The 15,418-nt window shown below is 46.2% G+C and carries 16 protein-coding genes; 8 read left to right on the plus strand and 8 right to left on the minus strand.

Translation table 11 applies throughout. The features are described from left to right. Positions 1–56: 56 nt before the first annotated feature. Both BAZ21_RS05235 and BAZ21_RS05240 read right to left on the minus strand, forming a co-directional pair. The gene (locus BAZ21_RS05235) at positions 57–1,739 is read right to left on the minus strand and encodes a glycosyltransferase 87 family protein (protein ID WP_068497739.1); all 1,683 of its coding nucleotides are present in this window, start codon (positions 1,737–1,739) and stop codon (positions 57–59) included. A 271-nt stretch (positions 1,740–2,010) separates the two neighbouring features. Next, the gene (locus BAZ21_RS05240) at positions 2,011–2,724 is read right to left on the minus strand and encodes an MBL fold metallo-hydrolase (RefSeq protein ID WP_068497741.1); all 714 of its coding nucleotides are present in this window, start codon (positions 2,722–2,724) and stop codon (positions 2,011–2,013) included. A 138-nt stretch (positions 2,725–2,862) separates the two neighbouring features. Between BAZ21_RS05240 and BAZ21_RS05245 the strand changes: the two genes are divergently transcribed. After that, complete coding sequence (locus BAZ21_RS05245; protein ID WP_084011509.1) at positions 2,863–3,210, plus strand: YrdB family protein; 348 nt, start codon at positions 2,863–2,865, stop codon at positions 3,208–3,210. Between the two features lie 88 nt (positions 3,211–3,298). On the opposite strand, the gene BAZ21_RS05250 is transcribed toward BAZ21_RS05245, so the two are convergent. Then, positions 3,299–3,898 (minus strand): TetR/AcrR family transcriptional regulator, encoded by a 600-nt coding sequence (locus BAZ21_RS05250; RefSeq protein WP_068497744.1) that lies wholly within the window; start codon positions 3,896–3,898, stop codon positions 3,299–3,301. A 197-nt stretch (positions 3,899–4,095) separates the two neighbouring features. Here BAZ21_RS05250 and BAZ21_RS05255 point away from each other — a divergent pair, with 197 nt between their 5' ends. The 4 genes from BAZ21_RS05255 (at position 4,096) to BAZ21_RS05270 (ending at position 8,171) form a co-directional block, all read left to right on the plus strand. Beyond that, complete coding sequence (locus tag BAZ21_RS05255) at positions 4,096–4,836, plus strand: ABC transporter ATP-binding protein (protein WP_068497746.1); 741 nt, start codon at positions 4,096–4,098, stop codon at positions 4,834–4,836. After that, complete coding sequence (locus BAZ21_RS05260; protein ID WP_007432992.1) at positions 4,833–5,594, plus strand: ABC transporter permease; 762 nt, start codon at positions 4,833–4,835, stop codon at positions 5,592–5,594. The genes BAZ21_RS05255 and BAZ21_RS05260 overlap by 4 nt, the downstream gene beginning before the upstream one ends. A gap of 207 nt (positions 5,595–5,801) precedes the next feature. Then, entirely contained in the window at positions 5,802–7,163 is a 1,362-nt protein-coding gene (locus tag BAZ21_RS05265; RefSeq protein WP_068497748.1) for an amidohydrolase family protein, read from the plus strand. A gap of 105 nt (positions 7,164–7,268) precedes the next feature. Continuing rightward, positions 7,269–8,171 (plus strand): AraC family transcriptional regulator, encoded by a 903-nt coding sequence (locus BAZ21_RS05270; RefSeq protein WP_068497749.1) that lies wholly within the window; start codon positions 7,269–7,271, stop codon positions 8,169–8,171. A 371-nt stretch (positions 8,172–8,542) separates the two neighbouring features. Here the strand turns inward: BAZ21_RS05270 and BAZ21_RS05280 are convergent, their stop codons facing one another. The 4 genes from BAZ21_RS05280 to BAZ21_RS05295 form a co-directional block, all read right to left on the minus strand. Further along, positions 8,543–9,052 (minus strand): hypothetical protein, encoded by a 510-nt coding sequence (locus tag BAZ21_RS05280; RefSeq protein WP_068497752.1) that lies wholly within the window; start codon positions 9,050–9,052, stop codon positions 8,543–8,545. 84 nt (positions 9,053–9,136) lie between these two features. After that, a complete protein-coding gene (locus BAZ21_RS05285) occupies positions 9,137–9,598 on the minus strand; it encodes a copper amine oxidase N-terminal domain-containing protein (RefSeq protein WP_068497754.1) in 462 nt (153 codons plus the stop codon). A gap of 169 nt (positions 9,599–9,767) precedes the next feature. Next, positions 9,768–9,956 (minus strand): aspartyl-phosphate phosphatase Spo0E family protein, encoded by a 189-nt coding sequence (locus BAZ21_RS05290; RefSeq protein WP_068497756.1) that lies wholly within the window; start codon positions 9,954–9,956, stop codon positions 9,768–9,770. 227 nt (positions 9,957–10,183) lie between these two features. Beyond that, positions 10,184–11,581, minus strand: a complete 1,398-nt coding sequence (locus BAZ21_RS05295) for a helix-turn-helix domain-containing protein (protein ID WP_068497758.1) — start codon at positions 11,579–11,581, stop codon at positions 10,184–10,186. 176 nt (positions 11,582–11,757) lie between these two features. Here BAZ21_RS05295 and BAZ21_RS05300 point away from each other — a divergent pair, with 176 nt between their 5' ends. After that, on the plus strand, positions 11,758–12,201 hold the full coding sequence (locus tag BAZ21_RS05300; protein ID WP_068497760.1) for an AbrB/MazE/SpoVT family DNA-binding domain-containing protein: 444 nt from the start codon (positions 11,758–11,760) through the stop codon (positions 12,199–12,201). 185 nt (positions 12,202–12,386) lie between these two features. Then, positions 12,387–13,568: a serine hydrolase domain-containing protein gene (locus BAZ21_RS05305; protein WP_068497763.1), complete on the plus strand. Its 1,182-nt coding sequence runs from the start codon at positions 12,387–12,389 to the stop codon at positions 13,566–13,568. Here the strand turns inward: BAZ21_RS05305 and BAZ21_RS05310 are convergent. Beyond that, on the minus strand, positions 13,554–13,997 hold the full coding sequence (locus BAZ21_RS05310; RefSeq protein ID WP_068497765.1) for an Lrp/AsnC family transcriptional regulator: 444 nt from the start codon (positions 13,995–13,997) through the stop codon (positions 13,554–13,556). The genes BAZ21_RS05305 and BAZ21_RS05310 overlap by 15 nt on opposite strands. Positions 13,998–14,153: 156 nt before the next feature. Between BAZ21_RS05310 and BAZ21_RS05315 the strand changes: the two genes are divergently transcribed. Further along, a complete protein-coding gene (locus tag BAZ21_RS05315; protein WP_068497767.1) occupies positions 14,154–15,332 on the plus strand; it encodes an MFS transporter in 1,179 nt (392 codons plus the stop codon). Positions 15,333–15,418 lie beyond the last annotated feature (86 nt).

The raw sequence follows: 15,418 nt of genomic DNA on the forward strand, positions 1-15,418 counted from the left end.
CATTTTGCAATCAGCTATTTTTCCAGCGTTGTGTTCACACCTTGGGATGACGCTCCCTATGTTAATTGCCCCGATGGAAGCTCCGATGGAACCATGTCCTTGGCAGGAGCAGCCTCAATCGTGTTGGATTTGGAGCAATCCCATACTACTTTGACCAGATACACAAACAGCAGCACGTTCAACAACGAGGTCACACACAATATGATACCGTACTGATCCCGAGTATTGGAGCTATAGAAAATATCGAAGGTGTTCAGGAAAATCGTAAGACTGAATCCACCCGCAAGCCACAAAAATCTTCGATCCCGCAAATACAGATACGCCAGTACCGCCAACGCAGCGGCAGGGAACAAGTATCGTTCATGCATGCTGGAAGCGAAGGTAAATACACCTGCAATTAGCACTAATGCAGCCGCGGCCGCAAATTGTGGTTTCCGACTGCGGATATACATCCACCACGTAAACAAAGTCACCAGTACAATGCAGATCATACCCCATGTATGGTAGCTGAACAGGAACAACGTCGTAGTATCCTGCGTATAATTGCCACCAATCAGTGCGAAGAAGTTATACGCGTTCACGGAAGCATACGGATATTCGCCAACCGTTCCCTTGTATAAATCAAGCAGCCATAACGGCTCCTGCCCCCACGAAAAAGGCAATATGACCAGAATGGTCGTCACAACCGCTCCGCCGACGGCCAAGAGCCAAGGCTGTATTTTACGCTGTCTCAGCAGCTCGAAGAACAGAACCGGCCCATAAATAATCCCCTGCGGCTTCATCAATACCGCTATCGTAAACAATACGGTGGACCAGCCGATCCGGTTTTCCACCAGTAGTACAATCATGCCCACAATCAGCATGGTAAAGAATGAATCTACCTGTCCCCAGAAGGTCGAATTGATAAATACAGCCGGGTTAAACACATAGAATATAGCCAGCCCGAGGCTAATTGCATAGCCGACCCGTTTGCTTGCCAGCCGGTACAGCATGTACGCTGTCACGATATCGGCTAATATATTCGGAAGCCGCAGCAGCACAGACATATAGGGACTGAAAGCATCTGTAGAGCCAATTTTACCGATCACATATAAAATATAAATATAGAACGGCGGATAATCACTTGATCCGTTCGTGTAAAAGCCCGATAAGCTATCCGCTGCCGTCATAGCCCAGTTCCGGAATAGCATTAAATCCATGTGACCCGAGATCCATGGGGCGATCGCCATTCTTAAAAAGAATCCCGCACCCAGCACGGTCCACAGCATCAGCCCCCGGTTGCGTTCCCCGAGCTTCCATTCCCGGGCCCGAAAACGGTACGCAATAAACACGAACACACCGAAGAATACAGCAGCAAAGATCGCCAGCGGAGTTGCATAAGCGGATGAAGAATTTCCATTTCTTCCACCGCCCATACCGCCACCAGGCCCACCCATGCCAGGTCCGTTGCCGGACATGCCGCCCGGACCTCGGTGCTGCCCGTCTCTGGTAACACCATTGCCCCCGGATGTGGAATTGCCATTCCCGGCCGTTGTACCTTTGTCACCCGATGTCGATGTATTCTGAGTGGATGGGGTGGATGAATCGGCAGATTGGCCTGTCGTACCTTGACTCTTACCGTCAGAGCTATTCGTGGTATCCGTCGATGTCGAATTTGAGCTGGTATCCTGCCCTACATCTCCTGCTCTACTATTTCCAGTGGTCTGTCCGTTCGAGGGACGTTGCCCCGGTCCTCCCATGCCCCCGCCAGGTCCGCCTCCCCCGAATCCGCCAGACGGGCCTTGCCTAAAAGCGGCGGATTGGGACGCCGAGCTGCCCGAATAACTCCATAACGAAACGACACTCAAGACAGCACACAATATGAGACTGCATAGAAGTATATATTTCAGACCGTTCGCTTTCCAAACATTCAAATCCGATGCACCTCTCTCTGTTTCTATTTTCCTCATATTGTATCTGCCTTAGCTTAGGACTTTGTGAGTTCTGGCTGAATGTTGGCTGAATATGGGATCATTGCGCTGTGCATTGTTGCTCCATATCCTTAATTGCCCTTTCCAGTTGAGTCTGCGGATGCTGTAGCATATTGCCGTGACCGACAGCCAATAAGGACGGCTTGTGATGCGCGAGCTTTTTGGCGCTTTCCAGCGAGCTTTCCTTGTTCCAGGTGGCCAGTGCGGGAAATGGAAACAGTGGCTTGAGCCTTCCCGACACCGCCACACCACCCCGGACCTGGAAGGCATCACCTGCAATCAACGCACGGGTGCGAGTGTCCAGAAATGCCATCGAGCCCGGTGTATGCCCCGGGGCGCTGATCGCCAGCAGCGAGCCTACATGGTCCCCATCCTCCAGCAAAACATCAGGCCGGGTAAGTATGCCTTTCGGTACACTGCCACGAATGGGAGTATCCGGTTCCCCCGCCTCCAACGACACATCACCCTGTAGCAGCCGCGCATCTCGTCTGGAGATGAATACTTGTGCATCAGGATTTCTTGCCTTCAACCGATCCAGCGCACCCACATGATCCTCATGGGCATGGGTAAGTACAATTCGTATAATCGGCTTCCCCATCCGCGCGGCAGCCTGTTCAATACCTTTGGCACTGTAAGGCAATCCGGCATCGATCAGGGTGAACCCATCGTTCTCCTCCACCAAGTAACAGTTCACCGGGAACAGTCGGGGCATAAACGTCAATTGATACACATGTTGTACCTGAACGATACGCATCCATCTCATCTCCTTGTTTTTTAAAACTAATCATATTAGTATTATAAATAATGTGATTAGTTTTAATCAAATTTTTTTCTTTTATATTCATCTGGAGTTTCTATTTATCACATCGCGCTGAAGGAGAGGGTGATTCGCTTGGAACTGCTGTGGGGACTAAAAATGCTCAATCTGGCCATTCGTTTCCTTCTGGAAGTCTGCGGTATTGTTGCTTTTGCATATTGGGGGTTTATCACAGGGGTTAACGTACCTGTGCGACTGTTGCTAGGAGTGGGTGTTCCTGTCCTCGTGATGAGCGTTTGGGGCTTCTTCATCTCTCCTGCGGCCCCCCTCCCTCTTCAAGGTTGGGTTCATCTTGGCGCTGAACTAATCATCTTTGGTTTAGCAACTGCAGCGCTATTTCGCAGCGAACGGTATCTTTGGGCTGGCATTCTGGCCGGTACATTCATCGTTAACCGTCTTCTCATGCAATGGTGGGGACAATAATAGTTAAAAAGCAGCAAAAAGACAGACCCGGAATCCTGCTTCCGGGTCTGCCTCTCTATCAAGTTAGGCAAATGTGGCTTGTTCGACCTCAGGAGTTTCCTGAAAGTTCGGCATTTCGCTGCTGCTGCACGCGCAGACCTGCCAAAAAGGTATCCATCATCACTGCAATGCTCCGATCCACTTCCACAGGTAAACCAAAGCCTCCCTTCTGTTCAAGCGAGGCAAACCCATGCAGAAGACTACGGAACCCCCTCGCTGCATGAATGCAATCCTCTTCCTTGAAGCCGTAGCCACTGGACAGAACGGAAATGACAAGCTCTGCCACGCGATCCGCAGCGTCCCTCAATTCAGTATCCTTACGGTCGGTAGCATACAGCATCGCTTCATACAGCCCGGGTCGTTCGCGGGCATATCGCATGTATGCTTTCCCCATCGCAGCCAGTGCATCATCGCCCGCTCTGCCAACCGCCGCACTTATCAAAGCCTCCTCTAATTGCTCAAGGCTATGCAGTGCCAGCACTTGACGCAGTCCGTTCAGGCCGTCTACGTGGTTGTACAACGACGGAGGACGAATGTGCAGCTTTTGCGCCAGCGTGGTGAGCGTGACCTCCCCCATCCCCCGTTCGTTGGCAATGTCCTCAGCAGCTTGTAAAATATCTTGCAGCTTTACTCCGTTTCTCGGTGACATCCCTATGTCTCCTTTTATCGAATTTCTATGTAAGGCTATTACGACTACACACACTGAACCCTATTTCCATTTTAACTAATCCTGTTAGTCTATACAAAGTCAATGCCGTTTGCAATAACTGGTATAATAAAAGAAATAAGATCATAAAGCGGGTCTGACAACTTTTTTGATCCTCTATAAAGGAGAACACTATATCTATGGATTCCATACCACTTCCAGCGATTGAATTTAAGCACATCACCAAGTATTTTACCGGATCTGAGCGGCAGCGAGCTGTCCTGAACGGAATTACGGCAAAAGTCTCCCCCGGCAAAATCACCACGCTCGTCGGCCCGTCCGGGTCGGGCAAAAGCACTCTGCTCTCACTGTGTAACCTTTTACTGTCACCGGATGAAGGAGAAATCAGCGTATTCGGCAAACCTGTATCCGAGTGGGAAATCCCTGAACTGAGACGGAAAGTAGCATTGGTTTTTCAGGATGCTCCCATGCTTCAAGGAACCGTCCTGTACAATCTCCAAACCGCAGAACGGCTGCACGGTACGGTACTGCATGATCCGTCCGGCCTGTTGGAACGCGTAGGGCTCACCCGCGACCTGCTGGATCAGAAGGCGCAGGATCTGTCCGGCGGTCAAAGACAGCGCTTGGCCTTGGCCCGGACGCTCGCCAACCGCCCGGATATTTTACTGCTGGATGAGATTACCTCCGCCCTGGACCCCGCTTCGGTTAAAGAGGTTGAGGATCTGCTGCTTCGAATGAACAAGGAAGAGGGAACGACAATGATCTGGATTACGCATCATATGGAACAAGCCCGCAGAGTGGGCCACGAAACATGGCTGATGATCGACGGAAGATTGGTGGAACAAGCGGATACCGAGACCTTTTTCCATGCGCCGCAGCATAGTGAAACCCGCAGGTTCATAGCAGGAGAATGGGTATGACGATTATTGCCCTGATTCTTTCCCTCGGTTTTGTATTTATTGCCATCGTCATGTCCAAATCCTTCAAGCTTGGCCTGGATCGGGATATTATTATCGCCACGATCAGAGCATCGGTTCAGCTGCTGGCTATCGGTTATGTATTACATTTGATTTTCGGGATGCAGAGCTACGGATTTATCGTATTGTTCATTCTGCTCATGATCACCGTAGCTTCCCAAAATGTGGCACGCAAAGGACGATTTATTCCCGGCCTCATGTGGAAATCATTTCTGACGCTGCTGTGTGTGGAAATCGTGACACAGGCATTCCTGATTAGCCTGCATATCATTCCGGCGACAGCCCGGTATATGATTACGATTAGCGGCATGATCATTGGCAGCTCCATGATTTTGTCCAGTCTGCTGGTGTCCCGGCTCAAGTCGGAGGTCCTGCTGCGCAAGCCTGAAATCATGCTCATCCTGGCACTAGGTGGCACACCGAGACAAGCCATTTTTCCCATACTCAAGGATTGCATACGCTCCAGTATGATTCCTACCATTGAGGGACAGAAAACGCTGGGGCTTGTCCAGCTACCCGGCATGATGACCGGGCAGATCATCGCAGGAGCCAATCCAATTGCCGCCGTCCGTTTGCAGCTGCTGATCGTATTTACCACCATGACCTCTGCGATTTTGACCAGCGTGCTGCTCAGCCTGTTTATTTATCCGGTATTATTTACGCGCCAGCAGCAGCTGCGCACAGAAGCATGGGAACGCTAATCCCTATCAGATTAGAGCGCTTTTGCAAAAGTCTATCTGCCAGATGATCGGTAGGTAGGCTTTTTGGTGTATATTCCGGTTCCTGCACGAAATAAGTATGCTGTGATTTATATCATCAGGCTTACAATATACATATATAGGTTAAATACCTATTTTAAGAAGGGTCACAGAAACAGTCATCTAACAACACAAAAAGGAGATAAAAAGATGAACCATCGTTTATTAATCCAAAACGGCTGTGTACTCACGCTCGATAAGACCATGGGTGATTTTAAAAAAGCGGATATTCTTATCGAAGGAACCAAAATTGTCGCTGTTCAACCGGAGTTGGAAGCATCCGATTGTGAAGTTATTGACGCTACAAACATGATTGTGATGCCGGGATTCGTAGATACACATCGCCATACCTGGGAATCTGTCGTTCGTAATATAGGTGCCGATTGGTCTCTCGAAAAGTACCTGGGGCGTATTTACTATGGGAATATTGGTGCTAAATTACGTCCGCAGGATGGATATGTAGCCAATCTGCTGGGCGCACTGGAAGCGTTGGATGCAGGGGTTACCACGCTACTGGATTGGTCGATGATTAATTCACCCGATCATACGGATGAGCTGATCCGGGGCTTGCAAGAATCGGAAACACGAGCGGTCTTTGCCCACGGAGTTCCTGGTGATGCCGAATATTGGTCCAGAGATAGCCGAATTCGTCAATCCGATGACAGCAGACGGGTGAAGAAGCAGTATTTCTCATCAGATGACCAGCTGCTTACTATGGGGCTGGCCATAAGAGGGCCAGAATTTAGCGCATGGGAAACAGCAGTTGATGAGATTCGATTCGCTCGGGAGCTCGGTGTGCTGTGTACAATGCATTTGGGCTTCGGGACATGGGGTTCGGTGGATCGGTCGATTGAAAAATTGCATAAGGCCGGACTGCTCGGATCGGATCTTAACTTTGCCCATGCCAATACACTCAGCTATGAGGAGTATAAGCTGATCGCAGATTCGGGCGCCTCCATTTCCGTGACTCCGGAAATCGAAATGATGATGGGACATGGCTACCCAGCTACAGGGCTGTTTATGGAGAACGGTGGAAGACCCTCATTGGGAGTCGATGTTGTAGTGTCAACCGGTGGAGACATGTTTGCACAAATGAAGTTCGCTTTACAGGCAGAACGTTCCAGAATTAACGAGAAAATTCTCGCCACAGGAGAAATGCCGGTGGAATTCACCATTTCCGCACGGGACATTTTAGAATTTGCAACGATTGACGGCGCCCGGGCATTGGGACTGGATCAAAAGATCGGTACGTTAACTCCGGGAAAAGCAGCCGATCTGATTATGATTCGAACCGACGATCTGAACATGTTTCCAGTAAATCATCCAATCGGTGCTGTTGTGCAATGTGCCAACACGAGCAACGTTGATTCGGTGCTTGTGGCTGGAAAAGCTGTCAAACGGAACGGAAAAATGCTGCATGTAGACATCCAACGTTTGCGCACTTTAGCCAATGAGTCCAGAGATTATATTTTCTCGCAATACGGAGTACCTGAAGAAGCATGGCCAATCTGATTACTGTACTCTTTTAACAAGGTAGTTCCATAGCCGTGCATGCAACTCAAGTCAAATATTCCTGTATTCTGCTTGTTAAGATGGAATCGAAAGGAGGGAATCATCGTGTACGAATGGAACGAAATGGTCCAGCTCATGATTGATTGGATAGATCATAATCTTACTTCAGCACCATCATTGTTGAAAATGTCCAATCAGTTAGGCTACTCCCCTTATTACTGTACAAAACAGTTTCATGCTCTTACAGGGATGACGTTAAGGGATTATGTCTGGATGCGCAGAATTAGCCGTGCAGCCCTTGAACTACGGGATAGCAATGTCCGCATCCTCGATGTTGCCATAAAGTATGGGTTTTCTTCACAGGAAGCTTTTACACGAGCATTTATAAAAGCTTTTGAGGTAACCCCGGCTGTATATCAAAGAGAGCCGAGACCTATTCCGTTAGCGATTCGTGTTGAAGTGTTCTCTCCTTATCATTATCATTTGAAGGAGCGGGATCGGATGATTAAGGAACATTTGCAAGAAGCCGCAATTAAAATCGAGCATATACCAGCTCATAAATTCATTGGAATCTGGGATGTCTCTTCTCGAAACTACGGTGATTTCTGGAGAAATGATCATAATTGTGATGAAATTTGCGGAACACTGGAAAGCATGTCTCATCTCAAGCTGCCCGAACAATTGGGTCAAACTGCAGGCTGGTTCTATCAGGATGGTCAAAAAGGCTATCTCTATGGAATACCGGTTGCCGCTGACTACGCCGGAGAGATTCCAGCGGGAATGGAGTACCGGAACATCCCCGAATCAGACTACCTGGTGTTTTTTCACCCGCCCTTCAATTATTTGAAACACAATGGAGAAGTTATGAGAATTGTGGAAGAGAAGGCTTGGAGCTTTGACCCTGCCAGCATGGGGTATGAATGGGATGAGGAAACGAAGCAGGATTATCAGCGACATTTCCCGGAGGGATACGGCTACGCAGTGTTACGTCCAGTAAAAAAAATGTAGTGAAAAAAATCTCCTGAAGCCGCACGACAGAGAGTATTATTCGTCTGGCGGCTTCTTTTTTTAGAATGGAATGGGTAAGTGTGCATCACCATGGTAATAACTTGTTACACTATTGGTTTGGAGGTATAGGTAATGAAATCATTTCGCTTTTGGTTAGTCCTAATCTCATGTCTAGTTATTACTATAAATGTTATGGGAAATGACGACTATAATATACTATTGGCTATTATTAGCCCATTGGTTTGGATGTATGAATCATTTCGATTTGTGCGAGAAGCAGATATTCCAATAGGCGTTGTATACCTAACTACACTAGGTTTCTGGTATCTTATTGGATACGTTTTGGATCGTTTGATTAGAAAATTGAAAAATTAAAATTCATTGAAATTATCCTCTAAACTATCGTCTACCTTCTCAGGCTCGTACTCGACTGTTTTATAGTCAGGTGACAAAGGAATCATATTGACCACAACATTCCTCATTTTCAACTTATACGTCCCTTCTTCAAAAGCAAGAATATACTTAATCGGAGGTAACTCCATATCCGCATACTTCGTTATCGACGAAATAACAATCTTAGAAGGGTCAGAATCATCAACAAACGTAATACGGTAGTCTATTGGTGTTCCTTGGGCTTCTAGAAAATGAAGTCGCGCCTGGTCTGTTTTAAAGCGATAATCATCAGACAGTGAAAGCATCTTGTCGTAATCACGGCTCATAGAAGCATTCATATATTCTGAGAATGTCGAGACAGCAGCCTCTTTGGGCTTATCGGGAAGTTTGTAAGGTTCTTTATCCCCTCCAAAACCTGTAGCCATTACAGTCAAAATCCCTCCCAGAATAACCAAGCAAGCCAACTTCTTACGTAGTGCAATCTTCAATGAATAAAACCTCCTTTGTAGACTATTTATATTCAGGTCTATGCATCGATGTTGTTTTTTGAAATAAATTCACTTTTACTCAAGTTATTGCTTAGTAATGTTTACATATATAGTCTCGTTTTTTGAGGTACTGTCTACAGTCGCACCTATCACCTCTGAAACAAATCTGAGCGGCACCATCACACGGTTAGGCGATACTGGCATAACAGGCGCACCAGGCATTATTTGTTCTTTATCATTTACACAAGCTACTCTACTTCCAATAATCAGACGTACGATTTTTCCATTTCCAGAACGGATTGTAACCTCTTGCTTCTCTCTATTCCAACTTACAGTTTCACCCAAATTCTCTGATATAAATCTAATGGGAACATACGTTGTACTGGTTGCTCGTTCGATATAAGGATTTGCATCAGATGTAACTTCAACATTGTTTATTTCAAGGACAATATTGTACAAATATTGAGGGAGAGCAGCATTTGCCTGATCTACTGTTACAAAGAAAATCACAACAAAGAGTATAGTATTAACTGTTTTTTTTAACACACTATATCATTCCTTTTCTAGTAGAAACGGATTTTTTGAGCTCATTCATACTTAAAGTCGAGATTCCGCATCAAGCTTCCTCCGCATAATTTATTACATTTTCTGACTTTCGAATGTATTTTTATTTCATATAAGGCATTTTATAGATATTGTGATATAATCGGTTCCATTACTCGTTAGGGGGATTAGTTTTGCATAAGGAGGGTTGGAAGATACGGTTGTACTGGTTAATGAGTTCGTCCAGAAGCATAGATTGTTCAAGCACAGTGGTGTGTCCAAAACCGTACTGGTTATACAAATCATAAAGCTGCTGTCTGGCATTCTCTAATTGATGATGTAACGTTTCGTACGTCTCCATTCAAATTCCCTCCTAATGAATCTCATTTTAGGATGGAATGAGTAAATATGAATTACCGATTTTTTCATTCAAAATCGGCAAAGTGAAACAAAAGAAGACCAGCATTTAAGCCGGTCTTGGTAATGAATTGATGCTTAATTCATGCCCCGCCAATGTGCCCTTGAACCTGGATTGCACCATGACTCGGATATCCAGCTTGAATTGGTAGTGCGAATACCAGTAAAAAGCTAGTTACCGCCAAGAAGAAAGCCATCCTTTTGATCATTTCTTTCCCACACCTCCTGAGACATTTTTTCGTACTGAGCCAGTGTTTCAGGAGCGACATACGCTCTGAAACGATCAAACAAACCTGAGCAATTGGAAATAAGTAGTACATGGTTAATTGTAACAGCTTTTTCAAAAGCGATTATTAAACATTTGAAACCATATGGATATCTTCCTTTATTTAGGCTGTACTTAGCAAGCTTATACCAAAACCGAATATACTCTTCTGGTAAAACCTGCTGTGTATACATATCTTCAGATGTGGGCTCTTGATAAGCTGCAATTTGAGGCTCAAAGCGCTGAAGTATATGATCCACATCTAGATTGTAGCGATTAGCTGCTTCGATGATGTTCAAAAGTTCAGCAAAAATTTCTTTTTCGCCGGCTATATACTCTACATAATCCGGCAGCACACTAATATCTCCAGACATAAGTCTATTTACGTACGTATTAATTTTTGCCCATTGCTGAAATAAACCAATCCAATGAAGGGTATCGGAGTCCTTTTCCTTTACCCAACTTAAATCCCTATATGTGCGTAAATGTTCTAAAGCCTGGGCATGGTCTCCTTTGGTATCACACACATTTGCACACATCAGATCAGAATAGGCTATATATACAAAAAGTGGTCTACTTAGTTGCTTTAGTGGCTGTTGTTTCTTGTGTTTGGGGCTATGAGCCAGAGCATATTGAATTTGTCCGAGCCGCCCCATTTCCTTGGCCAATCTATATACTTTGTCCCACTGGCTCAATGATCTGTATACATTCGCTAAATCTTTTAAGGCATCGAGCTGATCCATTTCACCCAAACGATTGACAAAAGGCTCAAATTTATTTGCTGCTTCGAGATTAATCGCTTGATCTTTCCCAATCGTAAGCTTAAACAGGCGATACTGGCACACTGCAAGTCGCTCGGAATGCTGATGTTTTTCGCTCTCAGCCACGTTTTTAAAAAGGAACGCCGCTGCTGCATTGTGGCCGTCTTTGAAGATATCCTCGGCTACTTCAAAGAGTAACGAAGGATAGATAGGGTTATCCAGCAGCAAAAAGACAACTCGCTGCAAGCAATCGAGCCGATCCAGCTCCACGCAGCGGTACAAAAAAGGGCTAATTCTTCGCCAGTTCAGCGGTTCTTCCTCAATACATTCTTTAACATAACGATCATAAAAATGGTCTGCGGATCGCTCCATAGCTAAAGTTATACGATCCAATTGATTAACAGAGATGGACCGATTGCCCGTTACAATTCCACTCACTGTACCCGGGTTCAATCCTGCGATATGCCCAAACTCGGTCTTGCTCAAGTCTTGTTGCTTCAGATACTTTTCTAATTCTGCTCTTATCGTAGGTGTGATTTCCATGAATAAACCACCCTTTCAATGTGGACTCTGGGGTCTGGAACTTAGTAACTGAATCTATGTAGTTCAAAAATTCATATTATTATGAAATGTTTTCCTGTTCACCATAGTACCATCTTTTGGAACAACATGAATACTACTATTTTATTACTTATCATCTTTTTAATAGGAGGTAAATTATGAAAAACACAGGTATGACGCGCTCGTTGGATACTTTGAGTCGAATCGTTGTTCCCAAGGAAATGCGGGTGACTATGAATATTGAATGTGGGGATTCGGTAGAATTTTTTGTGGATGAGGAAACAGGCTTTATGGCTTTAAAGAAGTATACAGGTGTCACCTGTAAGCTGTGTGGCACAGCTGAAAATCTGACGTATTACAGAGCTTCATTTTTATGCATAGACTGCACCCAGAAATTAAAGAAAAATATCGATTGTTGTCCCCTACCAGCTCCTTCTGTTCAAGAACATACACTTCCAAAAAGAACGAATCAATCGGCAGAAAAATTACTTGGACGCCTTAAAGAGCTCATTCAGGAGCATCCCGATGCCAGACAATACGACTATGCAAAATGGCTTGGGGTGTCACAAGGGCGTGTATCTCAACTTAAAAAGCTACTGTAAAACGCAGCATAGCTTCTTGTAAAATCCTATTCATTTAAATCCAAGGCCATCATTATAATATAATTTTATTTTAACGTTAATACCCACTGAATACCTTTGTTTACTTATGTAATACCGTCTTCTCATCCTGTAAACTAAGTTCCACCAAGCGATAACCGCTGGATCATAGAGAGGATGAGGTATTCATGGGTTTGGAAAGTAAAGTTTTTGCGATACAAAATGGTCTGGACGGACGTGTAAATGCAGTCCTGGATCAAACCCTTGCCGAGAAGCGCCTAATCGGCGCAGTGGTCATGATATATATGGATGGTTCACCCGTGTATGTCCGTGCGGCGGGGCTGGCTGATCGAGAAGAACATCGTCTTATGCATGAGAATGCTTTATTTCGGCTCTCTTCTGTGTCCAAGCCGATTGTATCTACTGCGGCCTTGGTTTTGGCAGCCCAAGGGTTGATTGAACTCGATGAATCTATAGAACGCTGGTTACCGGACTTTCGCCCCCGATTGATCAGCGGCGAGCAGCCATCCATTACAGTACGCCAATTGCTCACACATACTGCCGGGTTGACCTATGGCTTTTTAGAGGAGGAAGGCGGCGGCTCCTATCATCGTGCAGGCGTATCGGATGGCATGGATTTTTCAAATCTTACGCTGGAAGAGAACTTGCAACGTTTGGCTTCCGTGCCTCTGTTGTATACACCGGGTAAAGCGTGGGGCTATTCGATTGCCACTGATGTGCTCGGCGCTATCATTAGCCGTGTATGTGGCACAACCCTTGATGCAGCTGTCAAAAAGCTCATTACAGAACCTCTCGGTATGCACGATACCAGTTTTTCGGTCGCTGATACCGGACGGCTTGCCGCTCCTTATGTTAACGATACACCAGAACCCCGGCGGATGCGTGAGCTTGAGATTGCGCAGGTTTTTGAAGGCACAGCGGGAATTCGTTTTCAGCCTGCACGAGCCTTTGATCCCACGGCTTTCCACTCTGGAGGCTCTGGTATGATTGGCAGTGCAAAAGACTTCATGCGGCTGCTGGAAACACTGCGAAACGGCGGCAATCCTTTACTTCCAGAGGAGTGGGTTCGTGAAATGGGCACCATCCAGACCGGAAACCTCCCCTTGGCAAGCTGGCCAGGGCGGGGCTTTGGACTGGGATTCACCGTACTCCACAATCCCGACGAAAGTGGAACAGCAGAATCCCCCGGAACGTGGCGCCTCGGAGGAGCTTACGGTCATTCGTGGTTCGTTGATCCCGCGCAAAGACTCAGTGTGGTCGCTTTTACCAATACAGCATTTGAAGGTATGTCGGGTCCGTTTACAACCGAGCTTTGCCAAGCCATTTACGGCAGCTCAAATAGGGTCTGATAAAACGGGAGTTACATGTTTAAGCTCTACAGGCGAGGATAAGACGATTAACGTGGTAGAGTGACCGTGCTTTCCGCACTCATCCCCGAATTGCTCCAGCTTAAGCATGGATTCGGTCATAACCTTTAGTAGATAATTTTGCTCGCCGCTGATTCGATGGCACTCAATGACTTCAGGTGCAGATTGGCAAAACTCAACAAATGAATTGCATTGATTCGTGTGCACGAGCACATGAGCCATGATCGGCTTTCCGACTTTTTCATGTGAAACCATGGCACGATACCCGGTGATGATCCCTTTATCCTCCATGCGCCGCACTCTTTCCGTTACGGCAGGCTGGGAAAGTCCAACCTCCTTACCCAGCTCGGTCATGGAGATGCGCGCCTGGTTTTGTAGACACAACAAAATTTTATGGTCCACTTGGTCCATCAAATTCATCTCCTTAAATCCAAGGTGATATTGCATAAACACAATTATTATTATGTAGTATTTCGGATATTGACTTACAATTTCATGTTCTAATGGAATATTAGCATGCAAAATCAAGGACGTAAAGCAGGAAAACATAGAGAGGGAATGAAACTAATGAAATATAGAAAGTCCCTGCTTTTCATTGCGCTTGGCCTATTCGGTGTATACACGATTGAGTTCGGTGTGGTCGGCATTTTGCCGGTCATCATTGAACGTTTTCATATTACGGCAGCTCAGGCCGGGTTTCTCGTCAGTTCATTTGCATTGATCATCGCGCTGTTCGGTCCCTTCATGGTGCTATTGATGTCCAGGTTTAACCGCAAGCGAATCATGACAATGTCGTTGTTTGTTTTTGCCGTAACAAGCTTGCTGTCAGCCTATACATCCAACTTTTATCTGTTGGTGATTTTACGTATCATTCCTGCTCTGTTTCACCCGGTGTATTTCTCGCTGGCCTTTGTCGCCGCCACTGCGTTGTATCCCCCGGAAAAAGCAACACAAGCTTCTGCCAAAGCCTTTCTCGGCACGAGCATGGGAATGGTACTCGGTATTCCGATTACGGCCTATATCGCCAATCAATTTTCATACGAGGCCTCCTTCTGGTTTACTGCGGTAGCGAATGGGATTGCAGGGATCGGTATTTTATTCATGCTGCCGGATACACCACAAGCCGAAATGTTCTCCTACCGGAAGCAGCTTGGCATTTTGCGTAAAATACCGCTGTGGCTCAATATCGGGGCGGCTACTTTTATTTTTGCAGCCATGTTCTCGGTGTATAGCTATTCTGCCGAATATTTGGGGCAAAACACAGGTATGAGCAGCGATGTTATCAGCTTTCTGCTTATTATTTTCGGTATCGGCGGAATGCTCGGCAATCTATTGGCTGGCAAGCTCATGGGCTTGCATAAGGTTCGCACCGCTCTTTTTCATCCAGTAGTCTTGGGGGGCACCTATTTGCTGTTGTACGGGATCAGTTCTTCATTTATCCCTACGCTCTTCATCATTATCGTGTGGGGGGCCGTTCATACCAGCGGGCTGATTGTCGCCCAGATTTGGGTGATTGATGAGGCCAAAGAAGCTCCCGCGTTTGCCAACAGTCTTTATATCTCGTTTATTAACCTAGGGGTTTCACTGGGTTCGCTCACAGGGGGTTGGTTTATTGCCAGAGCGGGGATACAGGGGACGCTGTGGAGCGGCTTGTTGTTCGCCATGCTGGCGATGGTATGCATCGGGTCTAAAGTGATTTATCCACGTATTTTTCGAAAATATAAAAGTTTAGAAGTGCAGAACTAAAGAGTTGCAAGGGTCTAGGCAATGTTGTTCGGGGGCTATCCAGTGACAAGACTGCGGATGGAGTAGCGGAAGGGCCAAGCCTGTTA

The sequence above is a fragment of the Paenibacillus kribbensis genome, assembly GCF_001705305.1.
GTDB lineage: Bacteria > Bacillota > Bacilli > Paenibacillales > Paenibacillaceae > Paenibacillus > Paenibacillus kribbensis_B.

What these genes read in the sequence shown, in the direction of transcription:
- BAZ21_RS05240 (WP_068497741.1), bottom strand. Translation starts at nt 2,724, where the DNA reads ATGCGTATCGTTCAGGTACAACATGTGTATCAATTGACGTTTATGCCC.
- BAZ21_RS05235 (WP_068497739.1), bottom strand. Translation starts at nt 1,739, where the DNA reads ATGGGAGGACCGGGGCAACGTCCCTCGAACGGACAGACCACTGGAAAT.
- BAZ21_RS05315 (WP_068497767.1), top strand. Translation starts at nt 14,154, where the DNA reads ATGAAATATAGAAAGTCCCTGCTTTTCATTGCGCTTGGCCTATTCGGT.
- BAZ21_RS05250 (WP_068497744.1), bottom strand. Translation starts at nt 3,898, where the DNA reads ATGTCACCGAGAAACGGAGTAAAGCTGCAAGATATTTTACAAGCTGCT.
- BAZ21_RS05265 (WP_068497748.1), top strand. Translation starts at nt 5,802, where the DNA reads ATGAACCATCGTTTATTAATCCAAAACGGCTGTGTACTCACGCTCGAT.
- BAZ21_RS05305 (WP_068497763.1), top strand. Translation starts at nt 12,387, where the DNA reads ATGGGTTTGGAAAGTAAAGTTTTTGCGATACAAAATGGTCTGGACGGA.
- BAZ21_RS05260 (WP_007432992.1), top strand. Translation starts at nt 4,833, where the DNA reads ATGACGATTATTGCCCTGATTCTTTCCCTCGGTTTTGTATTTATTGCC.
- BAZ21_RS05290 (WP_068497756.1), bottom strand. Translation starts at nt 9,956, where the DNA reads ATGGAGACGTACGAAACGTTACATCATCAATTAGAGAATGCCAGACAG.
- BAZ21_RS05300 (WP_068497760.1), top strand. Translation starts at nt 11,758, where the DNA reads ATGAAAAACACAGGTATGACGCGCTCGTTGGATACTTTGAGTCGAATC.
- BAZ21_RS05295 (WP_068497758.1), bottom strand. Translation starts at nt 11,581, where the DNA reads ATGGAAATCACACCTACGATAAGAGCAGAATTAGAAAAGTATCTGAAG.
- BAZ21_RS05310 (WP_068497765.1), bottom strand. Translation starts at nt 13,997, where the DNA reads ATGGACCAAGTGGACCATAAAATTTTGTTGTGTCTACAAAACCAGGCG.
- BAZ21_RS05255 (WP_068497746.1), top strand. Translation starts at nt 4,096, where the DNA reads ATGGATTCCATACCACTTCCAGCGATTGAATTTAAGCACATCACCAAG.